The 19,610-nt window shown below is 68.6% G+C and carries 20 protein-coding genes; 16 read left to right on the plus strand and 4 right to left on the minus strand.

Features of this window, described 5'->3' with window-relative positions; all coding sequences use genetic code 11:
* Positions 1-77 precede the first annotated feature (77 nt).
* The 9 genes from rsmI (at position 78) to B141_RS0134630 (ending at position 10,611) form a co-directional block, all read left to right on the plus strand.
* On the plus strand, positions 78-944 hold the full coding sequence (gene rsmI, locus B141_RS0134590; RefSeq protein ID WP_020579761.1) for a 16S rRNA (cytidine(1402)-2'-O)-methyltransferase: 867 nt from the start codon (positions 78-80) through the stop codon (positions 942-944).
* A 158-nt stretch (positions 945-1,102) separates the two neighbouring features.
* Positions 1,103-2,719, plus strand: a complete 1,617-nt coding sequence (gene metG / locus B141_RS0134595) for a methionine--tRNA ligase (RefSeq protein WP_020579762.1) — start codon at positions 1,103-1,105, stop codon at positions 2,717-2,719.
* Entirely contained in the window at positions 2,716-3,621 is a 906-nt protein-coding gene (locus B141_RS0134600) for a TatD family hydrolase (protein ID WP_020579763.1), read from the plus strand. Before metG ends, B141_RS0134600 begins: the two co-directional genes overlap by 4 nt.
* Positions 3,622-4,453: 832 nt before the next feature.
* The gene (locus B141_RS0134605; protein ID WP_020579764.1) at positions 4,454-4,987 is read left to right on the plus strand and encodes a DUF488 domain-containing protein; all 534 of its coding nucleotides are present in this window, start codon (positions 4,454-4,456) and stop codon (positions 4,985-4,987) included.
* A 611-nt stretch (positions 4,988-5,598) separates the two neighbouring features.
* Entirely contained in the window at positions 5,599-6,723 is a 1,125-nt protein-coding gene (locus tag B141_RS0134610; RefSeq protein ID WP_157181511.1) for a resuscitation-promoting factor, read from the plus strand.
* 67 nt (positions 6,724-6,790) lie between these two features.
* Positions 6,791-7,780, plus strand: coding sequence for a 16S rRNA (adenine(1518)-N(6)/adenine(1519)-N(6))-dimethyltransferase RsmA (gene rsmA / locus B141_RS44420; protein WP_020579766.1), 990 nt, complete (start codon positions 6,791-6,793; stop codon positions 7,778-7,780).
* A complete protein-coding gene (locus tag B141_RS0134620) occupies positions 7,777-8,685 on the plus strand; it encodes a 4-(cytidine 5'-diphospho)-2-C-methyl-D-erythritol kinase (protein WP_020579767.1) in 909 nt (302 codons plus the stop codon). The genes rsmA and B141_RS0134620 overlap by 4 nt, the downstream gene beginning before the upstream one ends.
* 223 nt (positions 8,686-8,908) lie before the next feature.
* Positions 8,909-9,949 (plus strand): serine protein kinase RIO, encoded by a 1,041-nt coding sequence (locus B141_RS0134625; RefSeq protein ID WP_020579768.1) that lies wholly within the window; start codon positions 8,909-8,911, stop codon positions 9,947-9,949.
* A 65-nt stretch (positions 9,950-10,014) separates the two neighbouring features.
* Positions 10,015-10,611 (plus strand): pentapeptide repeat-containing protein, encoded by a 597-nt coding sequence (locus B141_RS0134630; protein ID WP_020579769.1) that lies wholly within the window; start codon positions 10,015-10,017, stop codon positions 10,609-10,611.
* A gap of 167 nt (positions 10,612-10,778) precedes the next feature.
* On the opposite strand, the gene B141_RS44425 is transcribed toward B141_RS0134630, so the two are convergent.
* On the minus strand, positions 10,779-11,057 hold the full coding sequence (locus tag B141_RS44425; protein WP_020579770.1) for a hypothetical protein: 279 nt from the start codon (positions 11,055-11,057) through the stop codon (positions 10,779-10,781).
* Positions 11,058-11,323: 266 nt separating this feature from the next.
* Between B141_RS44425 and B141_RS0134640 the strand changes: the two genes are divergently transcribed.
* Entirely contained in the window at positions 11,324-12,214 is an 891-nt protein-coding gene (locus B141_RS0134640; protein WP_026257844.1) for a helix-turn-helix domain-containing protein, read from the plus strand.
* Positions 12,204-12,407 carry a DUF397 domain-containing protein gene (locus B141_RS0134645; protein WP_026257845.1) on the plus strand — a complete coding sequence of 68 codons (204 nt, stop codon included), beginning with the start codon at positions 12,204-12,206 and terminating at the stop codon, positions 12,405-12,407. The genes B141_RS0134640 and B141_RS0134645 overlap by 11 nt, the downstream gene beginning before the upstream one ends.
* A 145-nt stretch (positions 12,408-12,552) precedes the next feature.
* Here B141_RS0134645 and B141_RS0134650 read toward each other — a convergent pair whose 3' ends face one another.
* Positions 12,553-13,812 carry a mandelate racemase/muconate lactonizing enzyme family protein gene (locus tag B141_RS0134650; protein WP_020579773.1) on the minus strand — a complete coding sequence of 420 codons (1,260 nt, stop codon included), beginning with the start codon at positions 13,810-13,812 and terminating at the stop codon, positions 12,553-12,555.
* Between the two features lie 166 nt (positions 13,813-13,978).
* Between B141_RS0134650 and B141_RS0134655 the strand changes: the two genes are divergently transcribed.
* Positions 13,979-15,835, plus strand: coding sequence for an ABC-F family ATP-binding cassette domain-containing protein (locus tag B141_RS0134655; protein ID WP_020579774.1), 1,857 nt, complete (start codon positions 13,979-13,981; stop codon positions 15,833-15,835).
* A gap of 33 nt (positions 15,836-15,868) precedes the next feature.
* Here B141_RS0134655 and B141_RS0134660 read toward each other — a convergent pair whose 3' ends face one another.
* Both B141_RS0134660 and B141_RS0134665 read right to left on the minus strand, forming a co-directional pair.
* Positions 15,869-16,321, minus strand: coding sequence for an RrF2 family transcriptional regulator (locus tag B141_RS0134660; RefSeq protein WP_026257846.1), 453 nt, complete (start codon positions 16,319-16,321; stop codon positions 15,869-15,871).
* A gap of 37 nt (positions 16,322-16,358) precedes the next feature.
* Positions 16,359-16,865, minus strand: a complete 507-nt coding sequence (locus tag B141_RS0134665) for a MarR family winged helix-turn-helix transcriptional regulator (protein ID WP_020579776.1) — start codon at positions 16,863-16,865, stop codon at positions 16,359-16,361.
* Positions 16,866-17,019: 154 nt separating this feature from the next.
* Here B141_RS0134665 and B141_RS0134670 point away from each other — a divergent pair, with 154 nt between their 5' ends.
* From B141_RS0134670 to B141_RS0134685, 4 genes are read left to right on the plus strand one after another with little or no spacing between them, the layout of a single operon-like run.
* Positions 17,020-17,820, plus strand: coding sequence for a trans-aconitate 2-methyltransferase (locus B141_RS0134670; RefSeq protein ID WP_020579777.1), 801 nt, complete (start codon positions 17,020-17,022; stop codon positions 17,818-17,820).
* The gene (locus B141_RS0134675) at positions 17,817-18,353 is read left to right on the plus strand and encodes a GNAT family N-acetyltransferase (RefSeq protein WP_020579778.1); all 537 of its coding nucleotides are present in this window, start codon (positions 17,817-17,819) and stop codon (positions 18,351-18,353) included. The genes B141_RS0134670 and B141_RS0134675 overlap by 4 nt, the downstream gene beginning before the upstream one ends.
* Positions 18,350-18,775, plus strand: a complete 426-nt coding sequence (locus B141_RS0134680) for a VOC family protein (RefSeq protein ID WP_020579779.1) — start codon at positions 18,350-18,352, stop codon at positions 18,773-18,775. Before B141_RS0134675 ends, B141_RS0134680 begins: the two co-directional genes overlap by 4 nt.
* Entirely contained in the window at positions 18,762-19,601 is an 840-nt protein-coding gene (locus tag B141_RS0134685) for an NAD-dependent epimerase/dehydratase family protein (protein WP_020579780.1), read from the plus strand. Before B141_RS0134680 ends, B141_RS0134685 begins: the two co-directional genes overlap by 14 nt.
* Positions 19,602-19,610 lie beyond the last annotated feature (9 nt).

A 19,610-nucleotide genomic window follows, 5' to 3' on the forward strand; every position in this document is an offset into this window, starting at 1 on the left:
GGATAAACGTGGCGGGGGTGGGTGGCGGGCGAAGCCCGCGAGGGGCTGGATAGACACTGCCCTGCGAGGATGGATTCGTGACCGCCCGCGCGCAGACGTCTGGTGAGGCGGGGGTACTCATCCTCGCCGCCACTCCGATCGGCTCCCTCGACGACGCCCCACCGCGCCTTGCCGCCGAACTCGCCGCCGCGGACGTGATCGCGGCCGAGGACACCCGGCGGCTTCACCGGCTCGCCACCGCTGTCGGCGTACCGCTGCGCGCCCGGGTGGTGTCGTACTTCGAGGGAAACGAGGCCCGGCGTACCCCCGAACTCGTCGAGGCACTCCGCGCCGGCCAGCGGGTCGTCCTGGTTACGGACGCGGGCATGCCCTCGGTGTCCGATCCGGGGTACCGCCTGGTCGCCGCCACGGTCGAGGCCGGCATCAAGGTCACCGCCGTACCCGGTCCGTCCGCCGTCCTCACCGCCCTGGCCCTGTCGGGACTGCCGGTGGATCGGTTCTGCTTCGAGGGGTTCCTTCCGCGCAAGGCGGGTGAGCGGGCTCAGCGGTTGCGGGACTTGGCGGATGAACGCCGGACCATGGTGTTCTTCGAGGCGCCACATCGGCTCGCGGCGAGCCTGGACGCGATGATCGCGGCGTTCGGGGATGGCCGGGCGGCGGCGGTCTGCCGGGAGTTGACCAAGACCTATGAGGAGGTACGCCGGGGTCCGCTCGGCGAGCTGGCCGCGTGGGCGCGGGACGGCGTACGCGGCGAGATCACGGTCGTGGTGGGCGGCGCTCCCGTGGCGGCGCCGGACGCGGCCGATGACGCCGAACTCGCTCGCCGGGTCGCCGCTCAGGTCGAGACGGGCGTCTCGAAGAGGGACGCGATCGCCGCGGTGGCGAAGGCGGCCGGCATCCCGAAGCGGGTCGTCTACGCGGCGGCGGTCGCGAAGCCCGACTGAGGTCGCGGCGGTCGCGACTGGGGTCGCCGCGGTCGCAACACAGGTGATCCGGACGGCGCGATCCGGACGGGGCGGAGCGAACCAGGGCGAAGCGTCCCGGTTGAGGCGATGGGGACTGGGTCGAAGCGATGGGGGAGTCGTTCCCTAGGATCGCGGACATGGTCGATGCCGCCACACCCAGCCGCAAGGACGCCGGCGACGGCAAGGCGTTCTATGTCACGACGCCGATCTACTACGTCAACGACGCGCCGCACATCGGCCACGCCTACACGACGGTGGCGGCCGACGTCCTCGCGCGGTGGCACCGCCAGCGTGGTGAGACGGTGTGGTTCCTGACCGGCACCGACGAGCACGGCCAGAAGGTCATGCGCAGTGCCGAGGCCAACGGCGTCAGTCCCCGAGCCTGGGCCGACCGGTTGGTGGAGACCGCGTGGAAGCCGGTGCTCTCGACCATCGACGCGAGCAATGACGACTTCATCCGTACGACCGAAACCCGGCACACCGAGCGGGTTCGGGAGTTCTGGAACCATCTGTACGACGCGCGCCAGGTCTATCCGGGCACCTACGAGGGCCCCTACTGCGTGAGCTGTGAGGAGTTCAAGCTCCCCAACGAGCTGCTGGACGGCGAGGACGGCGCGAAGTTGTGCCCGATCCACGGCCGGCCGGTCGAGATGCTGTCGGAGACCAACTACTTCTTCAAGCTCTCGGCGTTCACCGACAAGCTGCTCGCCTACTACGAGGAGCACCCGGAGTTCGTCCAGCCCGAAAGCGCCCGCAACGAGGTCGTGGCCTTCGTCAAGCAGGGCTTGCAGGACCTCTCGATCACCCGGTCGACGTTCAACTGGGGCATCCCGGTGCCGTGGGACGACGACCACGTGTTGTACGTCTGGATCGACGCCCTGCTCAACTACGTCACGGCCGCGGGTTACCGCACGGATCCGCTGCTGTTCAAACGGGTCTGGCCGGCCGACGTGCACCTGGTGGGCAAGGACATCCTGCGTTTCCACGCGGTGATCTGGCCGGCGATGCTGATGGCCGCCGGGCTCCCGCTGCCGCGCACCGTCTTCGCGCACGGCTGGTTGCTGGTCGGCGGCGAAAAGATGAGCAAGACCAAGTTGACAGGGATCGCGCCCAGCCAGATCGTCGATACCTTCGGCTCTGACGCGTTCCGCTACTACTTCCTGCGCGCGATCCAGTTCGGCTCTGACGGGTCGTTCTCCTGGGAGCAGATCAGCGCCATCTACACCTCGGAGCTGGCCAACGGTCTGGGCAACCTCGCGTCCCGGGTGGCCGCGATGGTCGGCCGCTACTTCGGTGGCACGCTGCCGGCGCCCGCCGCCGCTGGACCGGCCGAGACGGCGCTCGCGGAGCGGTTGGCGGAGACCGTGCGGATCGCTGACGAGGCGATGGGCGGGCTGCGGTTCCATGAGGCGCTGGCGGCGATCGACTCCTTCACTGACGCGGTCAACGGCTACCTCACCGAGCAGGAGCCGTGGAAGGTCGCCAAGGACGACTCGCCGGCGGCTCGTGACCGGGTCGCCACGATCCTCTACACCGCGGCGGAGTCGTTGCGCGCCATCTCGGTGCTGCACAACCCGGTGATGCCCAAGAGCGCGGCCGCGTTGTGGAAGGAGTTGGGTGCGGCGGAGACCCTCGGCGAGCTTGACCTCCAGCCGCTCACGAACGCCGGTCGGTGGGGCCTCCTCCCACCCGGCTCGGTGATCACCAAGGGCGAGCCGCTGTTCCCGCGGATCGAGGAGCCCGACACCAAGTGACGTCGCAGATCCCGCAGCCGCCGGACGGACCTACCCGGGCGCGCGCGGGTGCGGACGACCGTCGCGACCGCAGCCGCCCCGAGCCTCCGCCGCCGCTGCGGGTTCCGGTCGCTGACTCCCATTGCCATCTCGACATCGCCGACGGTCCTGACGGTTCGTGGCTCTCGGCCGAGGACGCGATCGCGCGGGCAGCCGCTGTCGGCGTACCCCACATCGTCCAGATCGGCTGTGACCTGCCGGGTGCGCGCTGGGCGGTCGAGGCCGCCGACCGCTATCCCGCGCTGCTGGCCGGTGTCGCGCTCCACCCGAACGAAGTGCCGGTGCTCGCCGCGGCCGGGGAACTCGACGCCGCGCTGGCCGAGATCGACCGGCTGGCCGGGGCGAGCCCGCGGGTACGCGCGATCGGTGAGACCGGCCTCGATCACTTCCGCACCTCCGAGGAGGGCTGGAAGGTGCAGGAGGACGGCTTCCGCGCCCACATCGAGCTGGCGAAGCGGCACGACAAGGCGCTGGTGATCCACGATCGGGACGCGCACGCCGACGTCCTCAGGGTCCTCGCGGAGGAGGGCTCGCCTGACCGGGTGCTCATGCACTGCTTCTCCGGGGACGCCGACATGGCGCGGGAATGCGTCCGGCGGGGCTACTACCTGTCGTTCGCGGGCACGGTGACGTTCAAGAACGCCGCGTCTCTGCGGGAGGCGCTCGCCACCGTCCCCCTCGGGCGGGTGCTCGTCGAGACCGACGCGCCGTACCTCACGCCCTCCCCGTATCGCGGCCGGCCCAACGCCAGCTACCTCATCCCGCTGACCGTGCGCCACATGGCGGAGGTCAAGGGCGTCGACGAGGCAGACCTGTGTACGGCGATCGCCGCCGCCACCAACGAGGTCTTCGGTAGCTGGTAGCCCCGCGGGGCGGGGCTAGGGTGCGCGGCGGCGCCAGAAGCCGGCTTGGTGGCGGTGTCGCGGCAAAGGAGCCGACGCACCTTCGCCAAGTGAGACGTGCCGGGTGTGTGAGCCAAGCCGCCAGCAGTCCGGCTTGTGAGGCAACCCGCTGCACTCAAGATCATTTCGGGGAAGTGGCCCACGTCTCGCGCCGAACGTGGGCCACTTCTCGAAAATGATCCTGGCCTGGGTCGAGAGTTGCTCACTATGCGAGATCGCCCACCGAGTTGCGCCGACTTGGCGGAGGAGTTTCGGCATAGAAGCCGAGACACCTCCGCCAAGTCGCCTCCCGCTCCCTTCACGATGCCGCGACCTGTCGGGCGTGAGGGGTTTTGAATAGGCCTCCATTCGAGACGGCTGCCGTACTTCAGTAAGACCGTGGAAACTCCAGGGTGTTAGAGCACCCCGGAATCTCCACGATCTGGGATGACCCGCCCATCCGAGGGGGCTTATTCAATGCTCCTCGTACAGGCAGATCGCAACCGAGCGAGCGATCTCGCAGAGTGGGCGCATCTCGAACCCGACCAGGAATCATGAAGGATTTTGGTCATATAGCGACGAATATCCTTCATGATCATGGCCCGCCGCTCCGGCGAAATTGATCAACGGTTGCGGTTCTGGTGGCTCGCCTGCTGGCGGCGCGCGCCCGCCTGCGGCCGGACGGCACGCGGCAAATGCCCACCTCACACCGCAAATGCCAGCTTCCACGGCACATTCCCCCGCCCACGGCAAGATCCCCCTTGCATGGTGGAGACTTCCGCGTACCTCACCGGAGAAGGCGTAGACAACCCTTATGGAGATCCTGACGTTCGGGCACGGAACGGCCAGCGCCGACACCATCGTGGCGCTGCTCCGTGACGCGGACGTCGAGGTTCTCGTCGACATCCGCACGGCTCCCGGCAGTCGGCGCAACCCGCACGTCGCGCGGGACGCCCTCGCGCGGTGGCTACCCGAGCACGGGATCGACTACCGCTGGGAACGCCGGCTCGGCGGATGGCGCAAGGCCCGCCCGGACTCGCCAGACGTGGCGTTGCGCGAGCGCGCCTTCGCCGGGTACGCCGCCTACATGCGCTCGCCCGAGTTCGCCGCCGCCGTGGACGACCTGCTGGCAGGCGCGGCTCTCCGGCGTACGGCGGTCATGTGCGCGGAGACGGTGTGGTGGCGGTGCCACCGGAAGATGCTCTCCGACTATCTGGTGTTGGTACGCGGCGTCGAGGTGCGGCACCTGCTGCACGACGGCCGGCTCCAGTCGCACCCCCCGAGCGACCTGGCGCGCCGCCGCGACGACGGACTGCTCGTCTACGACGCCGGGCAACAGACGCTCTGAGCCGCGAGCCACGCCCCTTCATGATCAAGTCCGAGAAAGTGTTCACCGAGGTGGCGATTGGTCAACACTTTCTCGGACTTGATCATGAAGGGGCCCCACGAAGCCTCCCTCCGGGCCCGCGAAGAATCCCGGCGTCCGCGAAACCTCCCGTCAGATCCGCGAAACCTCCCGTCAGATCCGCGAAACCTCCCGTCAGATCCGCGAAGCCTCCCGTCAGATCCGCGAAGCCTCCCGTCAGATCCGCGAAGCCTCCCGTACGACACACGAAACCTCCCGCCGCCCGCGTACTGGCCTGGCCTCTGCCCCCGCAGATCCGGCCTGAGATCAGACCAATCCCTGCCCAATGATCATGGACCGTCACAGTCAGTCACGGAAAGTCCCAGGTTTCTACACGCTGAGTTGAACTGACCTGGATCCTGAACTATCGTCCCGATTCGTTGGCCGGGGTCGGGAAGCCTCGGGCGGCGTACCAGGGGGGTTCGTCATACGCACCCGGGCGGCCTGGACAGCAGGCTGGCCGCGGCCCTTGATCGTGGGTCGGCGCGTTGATTCACCGCCGTCGTCTGGCGCCGACCGTGCCCGTGCCCGGAAAGCACGAGCATCGGAGCACCGTGCGTACTAAAGCTCTCATCGGTGTTGTGGGTCTTGGCATGGTGGGCGCCCTGGGTATCGGCGGCGTCGCCTACGCAACACTCGACAAGGCCGTCACCCTCTCAGTCGACGGCAAACTCCGCACAATCCACACGTTCGACTCGACAGTCGCCGACGTTCTCAAGGCAGAGAAGCTGCAGATAGGTCCCCGCGACCTCGTCGCGCCGGCGCAGTCGACCAAGATCACTGACGGTAGCCGTATCGCCGTGCGTTACGGCCGCCCCTTGACCCTCACCGTCGACGGTGAGAAGAAGACCCACTGGGTCACCGCGACAAATGTCGGGGGGGCTTTCAACGAACTCGGTGTCCGCTTCACGGGCGCCCGACTCTCCGCAAGCCGTTCGGTGGGCATCGAGCGCAAGGGCCTCGATGTCGACGTCCGAACCCTGAAGAGGCTTGTGATCAAGCACGACGGTACGCAGACGGCGTTCTCAGCGCCCGTCCTGACCGTCTCGCAGGCCCTGTCGGCCGGTGGGGTCAAGATCGACGACGACGACCGGATCAGGCCTGCCCTCTCAGACGTGGTCGACAACGACGCGACCATCACCATCAACCGGGTCGAGGTACGCAAGCGCCCCGTCAATCTGGCGATCCCGTACCAAACGATCCGCAAGACAGACTCGTCGATGTACAAAGACCAGAGCCGGGTCGAGCGCGCGGGGGAGCGCGGCGTCAAGGCTCAGGTGGTCGAGACGGTGTACGTCGACGGCAAGAAGTCCAAGGCCACGGTCCTGTCCGAGAAGGTCGTACGCGGACCAGTCGCCAAGATCGTCGTTGTCGGCACCAAGGCACGCCCGAGCGGCGGTAGCGGAGGTGGCGGCGGTGGCGGCGGCGATGTCGGAGGCGGTGTCGACGACCTCAACTGGGCGGCGCTCGCGCAGTGCGAGTCCAGCGGGAACCCACGGGCCGTCAACCCGGCCGGCTACTACGGCCTCTATCAGTTCTCGCTGTCGACCTGGCGCTCGGTGGGTGGCACCGGCAACCCGATCGACGCCTCGCCCGCAGAGCAGACCTACCGGGCGAAACTGCTGTACAAGAAGGCTGGCGCGGGTCAGTGGACCTGCGGTAGCCGGCTCTTCACCTGAGGATGGAACTTTCAGCTGAGAGCGAGTATGCCCGAGGCCTTCGGTGGGAGACCGGTAGCGTTCCCACGTGAGCGAGGCTTCTGACCAACCGTCCGCCGGTTCGGGAAGCGCTGGTTCGGACCCCCACCTACGTGAGGGTCCGTCCGCGCAGCTTCTCGGGCCGGCGGACGTACGTCTGCTGGTGAGCCAACTCGCGCTGCGCCCCACCAAGCAACGCGGACAGAACTTCGTGACGGACGCCAACACCGTCATCCGGATCGCCCGGGTCGCCGGCCTCGACGAGTCGGAGGTGGTGCTCGAGATCGGGCCGGGTCTCGGTTCGCTCACCCTGGCTCTGCTCCGCACGGCGGCGCGGGTGGTCGCGGTCGAGATCGACACCCGGCTCGCGGAGGCGTTGCCGGCGACGGTGGCCCATTTCGCGCCGGAGTACGCCGACCGGCTCACCGTCGTCCACGCCGACGCCCTCCGGCTGACCCAGCTTCCCGAGCCTCTTCCGTCGGCGATGGTCGCGAACCTCCCGTACAACGTCGCGGTGCCCGTCCTGCTGGAAGTGCTGGAGCGCTTTCCCTCCGTCCGGCACGGCCTGGTGATGGTGCAGCTGGAGGTGGCCGAGCGGCTCGCCGCCGTACCCGGCTCGAAGGTCTACGGCGTGCCGAGCGTGAAGGCGGCGTGGTACGCCGAGGTACGCAAGGCCGGCCTGGTCGGGCGTACCGTCTTCTGGCCCCAGCCGCACGTCGACTCCGGGTTGGTGGCGTTCGCCCGCCGCCCCGCACCAGTGACGACCGCCTCCCGCGAGCAGGTGTTCGCGGTGATCGACGCGGCGTTCGCCCAACGCCGCAAGACGTTGCGGGCCGCGCTCGCCACCCTCGCCGGGTCGCCGGCGCAGGCCGAGGCGGCACTGCGGCAGGCGGGGATCGACCCGAGCGCCCGCGGCGAGCGGCTCGATGTCACGGAGTTCGCCCGGATCGCGGAGGCGCTGGCCAGCCCGGCGGAGACCCGAGGCAGCCCGGCAGGGACTCCACCAGAGGGGTTGGCAGAGAGGAAGCACGAGTCGTGAGTGCCGTTGTTGTCCGAACGCCGGCCAAGGTCAACCTGGCGCTCATGGTGGGGCCGCTGCGGCCTGACGGGTTCCACGAGCTGGCGTCGGTCTACCAGGCGGTCAGCCTCTACGACGAGGTGACCGCGGCACCGGCCACGGCGGGCGAGATCAGCGTGACGGTCGAGGGGGTCGAGGCGGCGAAGGTGCCCGCCAACGCCAGCAACCTTGCCGTGCGTGCCGCCGTCCTGCTCGCGGACCGGTGCCAGGTCGGAGACGGTGTACGCCTCCACATCCGCAAGGGCATCCCGGTCGCGGGTGGGATGGCCGGAGGGAGCAGCGACGCGGCGGCGGCTCTGGTCGCCTGCGACGCGTTGTGGGGCACGAAACTGGACCGGACCGATCTCCTCGCGTTCGCCGCCCGGCTGGGCAGCGACGTCCCCTTCTGCCTGGTCGGGGGCACCGCGATGGGCTCCGGACACGGCGAGGTCGTGACGCCGGCACTCGTCCGCGGGACCTTCCAGTGGGTGTTCGCGCTCGACACCGACGGGTTGTCCACACCAGCGGTGTACGCCGAAATCGACCGGATGCGCGGCGACCTGGCCGTGCTGCCCCCGCGGATCTCCGGCGAGCTCATGGCGGCTCTCCGGGCCGGTGACGCCGCTGGGCTGGGCCGCGCGCTCGCGAATGATCTGCAGCCGGCCACCCTGCGTCTGCGTCCGCGGCTCCGGCAGCTGCTCGAGGCGGGCGAGGACGCCGGCGCGTTGGGTGCGGTGGTGTCGGGCTCGGGTCCGACGTGCGCGTTCCTCGCGCGAAGCGCTGACCATGCGTGGGATCTCGCGGCCCGGCTGTCCGGCTCTGGTGTGTGCTCGTCCGTACGAACCGCGTCCGGTCCGGTCCCCGGCGCCCGGATCATCGAACCCTGACGCGGGTTCGGCTAAATCGGTTGCGCGATGGCCGCGGGAGCGGGCAAAGTGTCCGCGTTGTGTCAGCACCCGGCTTTCCTGCCGGAGCGATCGAGGAGGTGTGTCGTGGCCAAGCCTGTCATCTGGTGTGGGCTTTTCGCTCACCCTCCCGCGCATCTCTCCAGGCACTGACGCCGCCAACGCGCGCTCCCGGAGAGATGTGATCTCTCCCAAGGAGCTACTTGTGCGCAAGCGCAACCCCAGGCGTTACCTCTCTACTGACAACAACCCCACTTCTGATCACGGTTCCGCCGAGCACGGCGGCGACGACGAACTCTGGTACGACGCGTTCGACGACGGCGTCGCCCCCGTGTCCGCGCGGATGCGCCGGCGGCGTTCCGACGACGAGCCGGCACCCCGCGCCCGCGGGCGGATGACCGAAGAGGCCCGCGCCCGCCTCGCCAAGGAACGCGAGGACGTGGCGATCGCCGACGGGCCGCCGACCGGCTACCGCTGGACCACCTGGGACGACGCGGGGTCCCGTGGCCCCGAGCCGTACCCCGACTGGCTCGTCACCGACCTCGCCGCGGTCGACACGGAGTTCGGCATTCTCAAGACCGGCAAGGAAGCCGACGTCTTCCTCATCGAGCGTGGTGTCCCCGACACCGAGGCCCGGTGCCTGCTGGCGTCCAAGCGCTACCGCAGCGCCGACCACCGGTTGTTCCACCGCGATGCGGGCTACCTCGAAGGCCGCCGCGCCCGGAAGTCCCGCGAGCAGCGCGCGATCGCCAACCGGACCGACTTCGGCCGCAACCTCATCGCGCAGCAGTGGGCGATCACGGAGTTCGCGGCGCTTCTCGAACTATGGGAGGCAGGCGCGCCGGTGCCGTATCCGGTCCAGCACCTTGGCACCGAACTCCTGATGGAGTTCGTGGGCGACGAGGACGGTACGGCGGCGCCGCGCCTGGCCCAGCTGCGCCCCGACCCCGACCAGCTGGCTGAGCTGTGGCAGCAGCTGGTCGAGGCGATGGTGCTGCTCGGGCGGCGCGGATACACCCACGGCGACCTTTCGGCGTACAACTTGCTGGTCCATCAGGGCGAGCTCGTACTCATCGACCTCCCACAGCTGGTCGACCTGGTGACCAACCCGCAGGGGCGTGGGTTCCTCGAGCGCGACACCCGCAGGATCTGCGAGTGGTTCGTGGACCGCGGCCTTCCGGCCACCGTCGCGGATCCGGTCGAGGTGGTGGCGATGGTTCTCGACGAGGCTGGCGTGTCCACCTGAGCGCCGGGTTGTCCGGTGGAGGTCGTCGGCGGGGCGTTGTCGGTGCTTGTCGGCATGATGGCCCGATGGACGAAGCGACTGACGAGACGTTCGACGGCCTCGACTGGTACGCCCGCGACCTTGCCGATGCGCGGTTCGAGCGGTGCGTGTTTCGCGAGGTGGATCTGACCGAGGCGCGCAGCCGTGGGGCCGTCTTCGAGTCGTGCACCTTCGCCAACTGCCGCTTCAACGCGTCCGAGCACCACGCGTCGGCGTTCGTGGGCTGCGAGTTCCGCCGCACGTCGTTCTTCTCGGCAACGCTGGACGGCTGCAAGCTCACCGGCAGCGAGTTCGTCGACTGCGTCTTCCGGCCGCTCACGGTCAAAGGCGGGCAGTGGTCGAGCGTCCTGCTCCGTGGGGCCGACCTCAACAACCTCAACCTGTCGGGACTACGCCTCAACGACGCCGATCTGTCGGAGGCCAACCTCACCAAGGCAAAGCTTCGGGACTGCGATCTTTCGTTCGCGCTCCTGCGTGGCACGGTGCTCAAGGAGGCGGACCTTCGCGGCGCGACACTAAACGCGGTCGACCTCAGATCCGCTGTCCTCGATGGCACCCAACTCGACCTGGCGGGTGCGGTCACGCTCGCCGAATCTTACGGCGCGGTGGTGGATACGGCGTAAAGATTTCCCAGGCCAGCTGGGCCCAGGGCGGACGGGGGCGCGAGGGCGAGCGCGCTGGGCAGGCGCCCCGCGGCCTCGCGACATCCCCGTCCGCACGACCTCCTACGGTCGCGGCCGCAGTCGGCGCCGATGTGCGGCCGCGGGACTCGTCAGAGGTCGGATATCAGCTACCAGTGGAGCTCGGGCGAGGAACTATCAGCTGCCGCATACGGCAGCTCGTCCCACATGATCACCTGAGTACGCCCGTCATGGCCGTGAATCGCGGTGACGTCGGCGAGCGACTCGTACACATTCACCGATGGCCGTGAGCCGCACCAGGCGAGGCTGACCTTGCCATTCGGATAAACCGTCCCCCACGCCACGACGCCGGTTCCTGACACTCCCGAATCGTCGTGATGTCGGTAGAGCTGAAAGCGGCACGGCATGGCTGTCGTGACGACGGGCATGAACCCTCCATCCACATGACGGGCCTCCAGGAGGTTGGAGTCCTACGGGCCGCCGCGCAGGGAATGGGCCGGGGTCTACGACGGCCCGTAGGGACTCCTAGAGTGACAGGCCCACCACGGATGGTCAAGTAACTCTTCCAATGGAAATTTGCATGATCCGGATTGGCGTGACCAATTGGCGATTTCCAGATTGATGTTGCAGAAGTACTTGCGACATCTGGGACAACGAGCCACACTTGCCCCAGTTACGCACCGGGGAGGTTCGTATGCCCAGAGTGAGCGGTCCCACCATCTCGCGGTGGCGGCTCAGCAACGAACTCAGCCACCTGCGCGTCAAGTCGGGTCGTAGTTACCTCGACGCTGCCGAGCGGCTCGGCTGCTCGGAGTCGAAGATTCGCAAGCTCGAGGCGGGCGAGGTCGGCGTGGCAAGAGCCGAGCTCGATTCCTTGCTCGACCTCTACAAGGTTGACGACGACGACCTGAGGAATCTTCTGCATGACCTGCAGAAGATCGGCAAGCAGCGTGGTTGGTGGGTGCCCTTGGGCTCGATGCCCAAGCAGTACACCTCGTTCGTCGGACTGGAGTCCGAGGCGCATCGGGTCCGGATGTTCGAACCACTGATCGTTCCTGGCCTGCTCCAGACGGAGTCGTATGCCAGCGCTCTCGACGCGATGTGCACCTTCAGTACGCCGTCCGAACAGAAGCGGGCCGTGCAGATCCGGATTGCCCGGCAGGAGAAGTTCTGGGCGGACGAAGCCGACACCGACCGGAGTCGACTCTGGGTGATTGTCGACGAGGCGGCGTTGCGGCGTCCGGCCGGAAAGGACCCGAGCGTCATGCGCGGGCAGTTGATGCGGCTGCTGGAGTTGAGTGACCGCTTCATCTTCCAGGTCGTGCCGTTTGAGGCGGGCACCTATCCGGGCATGGTGGGATCATTCACGATCTTTGACTTCGAAGAGGACATACATTCACCGGTTGTGTACGCGGACGGTCAGGCCGGCATTGCCTACCTTGAAAAATCCGCTGATGTTGAGCGCGCGAACTTGGCCTTCGGGCACATGGCCGCGGTGGCACTCAGTCCAGCGCAGTCTGCCCGCAAGGTCATGGCCATCTTGTCTGAGATGGCGAAAAAACAAGGAGGCGAAAATGAAAGTTGACCTGTACCGCGCTAGATGGCGGAAGGCATCGGCATCAGTAGGAATGCAGAACTGTGTCGAAGTCGCCGACCTCGGCGCCCACTTTGCTGTCCGCGACTCGAAGGACCGTCAGGGCCCGAAGCTGATCTTCAGCGCGGGTGCCTGGTCCACCTTCGTCGGCGGTGCCAAGAAGGGTGAATTCAACCTGCGCTGAGGTCTCGCCGCGCGGGAAATGAAGATCGCCGAGTCAAACCGTGTGAAACCCCCGGGGTTCTCCCCGGGGGTTTCACTGGTCGATAAGCCGGTAGCTGAGCAGTCGGCCGCGGCCGTGGAGACACGTGAATCCCTGCAGTGCCAGGTCAGGCCGCGTCATGGACCGGGCCGCGTTCGGCTCGGGCGTACAACTCCGCCCACTCCGATGTCCCGTCGTCAACCCTGACCTGCAGGTCGGCTCCGCGCTCCTGTACAGGGTGGTTGCCGGTCAGGAAGTCGGTCCACATCTGTTTCATGTGGGCGTAGTGGATCGTACGGCGGTTCGGCCAGGTCACCGACAGGATGTGCCGGCGTTCGGGCAGGCGGTGCGGGCTCGGCATGCGATAGCGCTCAAGAGCGGCTTCGTCGACCTCCACGCCCAGGCCAGGGCCGTCAGGCACCCTGAGATAACCGCTCTGGATGGTGAGGGGTTCGACGAGCAGATCATCGGCGTAGTTGTTGAGTGCGGTGACGGCCGGCCAGCGGGCGTTGGTCAGGACCGCTCCCAGGTGGGCGCACATCGCGGTGGTGAGGCCGGTGCCGACCAACTGGAGCCAGAACGACTTCGCGAACTCCGCGCAGATGGCGCCCCGGTGCAAGATCGTGTTGACACCGCCCTCGACGACGAACCCGTCACAGGATTCCTGGCGAATCATCGCCGGGAACGGCTGCGCGCTCAGGTGTACCGCGATGGGGCGTGTGACCTTCTGGCGCAGTTGGCGGTAGCCCTCGAGGTCCGGATGTGGGATCGGTGTCTCGTAGATCGACACCCGGTCGTGACGATCGAGTTCGCGAAGGACAGGAACCGCCTCGCCCGCGTTCAGGAGCATGGCGTTCCAATCGATGTCGAGCCGGTAGTCAGGCGGGGTTTCGGCACTGATCGCCGCGACCTGCTCGTAGACGTCGAACCATGGGCGGGCCTTGAACTTGTGGAAAAGGTAGCCCGCCGCCACTGCCTCACGCGCCTCCTCGGCGAGCGCCCGCGGCGGCATCTTGGTGTTCCACCACGCGATCGGGCACCATTCGCGTACGCGCTGACCAAGCAACGCGGAGATGGGTACGCCGAGGGCCTTGCCCACGACGTCGTACACCGCCATCTGCAGCCCCGGCCCGAGCGAGTCGTCGCCGAGGAAGTCGGCCGGGTTGCGGCCCCGGAGCCGCGCGACGGCCTCGTCAGGGACCCGGCCCCAGCTGTAGTGGAGCAGGGTCTCGCCGTAGCCGGTGATGCCGGCGTCGGTGCTGATCCGGATGATCTCGATGACCGACCATTCCCAGACGAGGAGGGCGTTCCACTCCTGGCACCGCTCGGTGAAGGGGACGTTGACGACGATCCGCTTGATATCGGTGATCTTCAGCGCGCCGGCCATGCCGATCATCCTCCCAGCCGACGCCCGGGTGGTGAAGCCGTTGGCGGGTCCTGGCCGCCGCCCTCTAACCTCGACGACGGTGCCGATCGGGCGACCGTGACGGTCAGTCGACGGCGCCGGTTAAAAGGCGGTGCTGGTCAGACGGTGGGGAGACGCGGAAAGGCATATGGCGACAAACCTGGTCAACCTCGAACGGGTCGAGAAGGCATACGGCGTGCGGAAGCTGCTCGCCGGCGTGAGCCTTGGCGTCGCGGCGGGTGAACGCATCGGTCTGGTGGGCAGCAACGGCGCCGGCAAGACCACCCTGCTCGCCATGCTGGCGGGCGTCGAACCCGCCGATGCCGGACGCGTCACCCAGGCCCGGGGGCTGCGGGTCGGCGTACTCAGCCAGAGCGACGACCTCGACCAGGCAAGCACCGTCACGGATGTCGTACTCCGGAACCGTCCCGAGCACACCCTGCTCGCCGACCGCAAGGTACGAGACGTGCTCGCGGGACTGCTCAGCGACATTCCGGGGGATCGGATCGTCGGTGGACTCTCGGGCGGGGAACGCCGCCGGGTCGCGCTGGCTCGCCTCCTCGCCGATGAACACGACCTTCTTCTCCTGGACGAGCCGACCAACCATCTCGACATCGAGGTCACCGACTGGCTCGCCCGTCACCTGGTCGGCCGCGCGGAGGCCCTGGTGGCGGTGACGCACGACCGGTGGTTCCTCGATGCGATCTGCACCACGACGTGGGAGCTGGAGGCTGGCGAGGTCGCGGCGTACGACGGCGGCTACGCGGCGTACGTCCTCGCCCGGGCGGAGCGCGAACGCGCCGCCGGCGTCTCGGAGAACAAGCGGCAGAACCTCCTCCGCAAGGAACTTGCCTGGCTGCGGCGGGGCGCGCCGGCCCGGACGTCCAAGCCGAAGTTCCGGCTCGACGCGGCGGCGGCCCTGATCGAAGGTGAGCCACCTCCGCGCGACTCCCTGGGCCTGGCGAAATTCGTCTCGACGCGGCTGGGCAAGACGGTGATCGACCTGGCCGATGTGGACGTACGCCGCGGCACCCGGGAGCTTCTGAGTCGGGTCACGTGGCAGCTCGGGCCCGGCGACCGGATCGGCATGGTCGGTATCAACGGTGCCGGAAAGACGACCCTGCTCCGGCTGCTGGCCGGTGAGGCTGAGCCCGACCACGGCACGGTGAAGTGGGGGCGTACGGTCCAGCTCAGCCATCTCAGGCAGGAGCTCGGCGGTCTCGATCCAGACACGATCGTGGTGGACGCCGCGGAGGAGGTACGCCGGGTCATCAAGCTCGCGCCCGAGAACATCCGTCCCGGTGCGGTGGGCCGGCGGCCGGTGCCCACGTCCGGGCCCGAGGTGACTGCGATCTCGTTGCTGGAGAGGTTCGGGTTCCGGGGCGACCGGCTACGAACCCGCGTCGGCGACCTGTCGGGCGGGGAGCGTCGCCGGCTGGAGTTGCTGTGCCTGCTGCTGACCGAGCCGAACGTTCTCCTGCTCGACGAGCCGACGAACGACCTCGACATCGACACGCTGCGGGTGATCGAGGACTTTCTCGACATCTGGCCCGGGTCGCTGGTGGTGGTGACGCACGACCGGTACTTCCTCGAGCGGGTATGCGACAGCGTGTGGGCGTTGCTCGGTGACGGCCAGCTGGCGCTGTTGCCAGGCGGGGTGGACGAGTACCTCCAACGCCGCCGGGATTCCGGCGCGTCGGTGGACGGCTCGGCGCGTGGGCAGACCAGCTTGGTGGAATCGTCTGGTCCGGCCGCCGCCGGGGACGCGCCCGGCGGTCAACAGTCGAACGCCACGGAGCTGCGCGCGGCGAGGAAGGAGCTTGCCCGGCTGGAGCGGCAGCTGTCCCGCCTTGGTACGCGCGAGGAGGAGCTGCACGCGGCACTGGCCGAGCACGCCAGCGACTACGAGCGGCTGATGGGCCTCGACGCGGAGCTGCGTGACGTACGCGCGGAGAAGGAGCAGGTCGAGAACCGCTGGCTCGAACTCGCCGAACTCGTCGAGTAAGAGGTCGCGCGACCTCTAAAGCGCGCAGGCTGGTTAGCGGGGTTCCCAGGCGCCGGGCGACTTGACGAGCGTACGCAGGTGTCGGGGGAGGTTGCCGCTCACCACGTCAGCGAGCGTGGTCTCGTCGAGCACGCTCCGGACCGCCGCGCGGGTGGCGACCCAGACGGCCTGGAGGTGCTCCGCCGCCCCTTCGTACTTCGCCTCCTCCGGACGGATGCCCCGCACGCCGGCCAGCGGACCGTCGACCGCGCGGATGACGTCGCCCAGCGAGATCTCGTTGGCGGGGCACGGCAGGCGGTAGCCGCCTTCGGCGCCGCGGTGGCTGCGCACCAGTCCGGCGCGGCGGAGGTCGCCGAGGATCGCCTCGAGGAACCTGTGGGGGAGTCCTTGCGCGTCCGCCAGCGCCTGAGCGGTGAGCATGTCGTTGGTCGCCGCGAGTTGGAGCATGGCGCGGACGGCGTAGTCTGCACGCGCCGAGATCTGCACGTCGACATCATGCCGCACCGGCGGCCTCTGGGCGGCGTCAGGCCTGTTCGTCGAAGGGTATGACGAGCCGGCGGAGGAGCCGGGCGAGCGTGGCCCGGTCGCTGGCGGGCAGTCCCGAGAGGAGGGCCCGCTCGTGGTCGAGAAGGCCGGCGAGCGCGGCGTCGACCCGTTGCTGGCCTTCAGGGGTGAGTCGGACACGGACGCCGCGGCGGTCGGTGGGATCGGGCCGGCGTTCGACCAGCCCTTTCGCGGCGAGCCGGTCGATCCGGTTGGTCATCGTGCCGCTGGTGACGAGCGTCTGGGTGAGGAGCCGGCCGGGTGAGAGTTCGTACGGCTGGCCGGCCCTGCGCAGCGCGGTGAGCACGTCGAACTCCCACGACTCGAGGTCATGGGTCGCGAAGACGAGCCGGCGGGCGCGGTCGAGGTGCCGGGCCAGCCGGGTGACGCGGGACAGCACCTCGAACGGCGAGACGTCGAGGTCAGGAAGCTCTCGGCGCCACGCGCCCACGAGCCGATCGACCTCGTCCTCGGGTTCGTTCTCCACGGACTCCACGGACGCCAGCCTAGCGGCGGCGCCGGCCAGTCAAGACTCTTGACATCGAGATACCCTGTCGACAAGGCTGTCTCGACGTCAAGATAAGTTTCTGGTCGGCGGGCCGGACTCAGGATGGGGTGGCCCGCGATCCTCAGGAGGTGTGATGACCGACGCCGATGGCGCGGTGGTGTGGGACCCACGGCAGTACCTTCGGTACGCCGATGAGCGTGGCCGACCGTTCGAGGACCTGCTCGGGCGGGTGCGGGCGGAGACGCCGGGTTATGTCGTCGACCTCGGCTGCGGCCCGGGGAACCTCACCGCCACCCTTCTCGACCGCTGGCCGACTGCGACGATCGACGGCGTCGACTCCTCCGTCGAGATGATCGAGCGGGCGCAGCGGCTTGCCGTGCCGGGCCGGCTGGGGTTCTCGGTCGGCGACGTACGCACCTGGGCGCCCGCTCGCCCGATCGACGTCCTCGTCAGCAACGCCACCCTGCAGTGGGTGCCCGGCCACCTCGACCTCCTGCCCACCTGGGTCGGGCACCTCGCGCCGGGCGGGTGGCTCGCCTTGCAGGTGCCGGGCAATTTCGACAGCCCGAGCCACCAGACGCTGTTCGCTCTCGCCGCTGAGGAACCCTGGGCCTCGATCCTCGCCGGGCAGGTACGCCAGCGGCCCAGCGCGCCGGACGCCGCGACCTATCTGGAGGTGCTCGCGTCCGCGGGATGCCGGGTCGACGCGTGGGAGACGACGTACTTTCACGTCCTGCCCGGCGACGACGCGGTCTTCGAATGGGTGAAGGGCACCGGCGCCCGGCCGATCCTGCAGGCGCTGCCCGACGAGGTACGCCCGGAGTTCGAGCAGACCTACAAGGCGCGCCTGCGCGCGGCGTACCCTCCGCGGGACTTCGGCACCGTCCTGCCGTTCCGGCGGATCTTCGCGGTCGCGCAGCGGGTGGCGGCATGAGCAGCGACCTGGCTGGCAGCGTGGTGAGGCGGCGCGAGGAACCCACGGTGATGACGGCCGGGCTCGTGATCCGGGAAGCCGGGCGGGCCGACCTGGCGGCGATCCTTGACCTGGTGGCCGCGGACGCGATCCGGGAGGTGGCGGAAGACCTGGGGATGCCTGGCGAGGTCGCGCCGGCGTACGTCGCGGCGTTCGACGAGATCACCGCGGACCCCCACACGCTGCTGCTGGTCGGCGACCTCGACGGTGAGATCGTCGCGACGTGTCAGCTCACGTTCCTGCGGCACCTGATGTACCACGGCGGGCTGATCGCGCAGGTCGAGTCCGTGCGGACGGCCACGGCGTTGCGCGGGCGCGGCATCGGATCTCGGCTCATGGAGTGGGTGATCGCGGAGTCCCGCCGCCGCGGGGCGGTCCGGCTGCAGCTCACCTCGAATGCTCGGCGTCCTGACGCGCACCGCTTCTACGAACGGCTCGGATTCCAGGCGACGCACGTTGGGATGAAGCTCTACCTCGGAAGGGATGCCTCATGAACCTGCACCATGTTCTCGTCTGCTGCCCACCTGGTGGCGAGGATGCCGCGCGCGCGTTCTACGCGGGGGCGCTCGGCATGGTCGAAGTCGACAAGCCGCCCGTGCTCGCGGCACGCGGAGGCGCGTGGTTCCGGTCGGCGGACGGTACGGCGGAAGTCCACGTGGGCGTCGAGGCCGACTTCCGGCCCGCTCGGAAGGCGCATCCGGCGTTCGTGGTCGGGCCGGAGGTCGGTGGCCCCGAAGGGGTGGAAGGCGTCGAAGGTGGCGCCAGCGTCGACGGCATCGACGCGGTGGCCGCGCGGCTGGTGGCGGCCGGTTTCCCCGTCGAATGGGACGGGTTGTTCCCGGGTTACCGGCGCTTCTACACCGCGGACGGCAACGGCAACCGGGTAGAGATCCTCAGCCCTCGTGCGCCAAGCTGAGCCGGTGCCGGAATCCACGTTGAAGAAACGCGTCCTCCTCACCGGGGCCACGGGATACATCGCGGGCCAGCTGCTGCCGGAGTTCCGGGAGAGGTACGACCTACGCCTGGTCGACGTCCGACCCGGCGATGGAGTCGAGGTGGCTGACCTGCTGGCCGGCGCGGCCGGCGACCTCGGCCGGTTGTTCGAGGGCGTCGACGTCGTGGTACACACGGCGTACCACCGGCCGGCGGGCGACGACCCGCAGGCGAGGTACGACGGGGAGCGCCGTAACGTCGACATGATGCAGCGGGTCTACCAGCTGGCCCTCGACCACGGCGTACGCCGGGTGGTCGCCGCGAGCACCAACCAGGCGGCGAAGTGGTACGAACAGCCTTATTTCCAAGGGCTTCGGGACCGTGTAACCCCCGACGACTACCCGCGGCCCGACAACTTCTACGGCTGGGCGAAGGCGGCCTATGAGTCGCTCGGCTTCCTCTACGCGTGCGGCAGCCTGGGACGCAAGCTCGAAGTCATCCAACTGCGCATCGTCGTTCCCCGCGAGATCGACGCGGGGAAGTTCGTCGACCAGCCGGCCCACCGCTACGTGCGAGAGCTCGCGGGCTACATCAGCGAACGCGACCTGCGGCAGCTGTTCGCCAGGTCGATCGAGGCGGGCGACATCGACGACGAACACGGCGTGCCGTTCCACATCTTCTACGGCGTCTCCGACAACGCGCGTACGTTCTGGAGCATCACGAACGCCCGCCGGGTGATCGGGTACCAGCCGCAGGACGACTCCGAGCGGAGGTTCGCGGCCGACATCGCCCGGCTTCTCGGTGGCTGAGAGACCGCT

Origin of the sequence: Actinopolymorpha alba DSM 45243, from assembly GCF_000373925.1 — a bacterium.
Taxonomy (GTDB): Bacteria; Actinomycetota; Actinomycetes; order Propionibacteriales; family Actinopolymorphaceae; genus Actinopolymorpha; species Actinopolymorpha alba.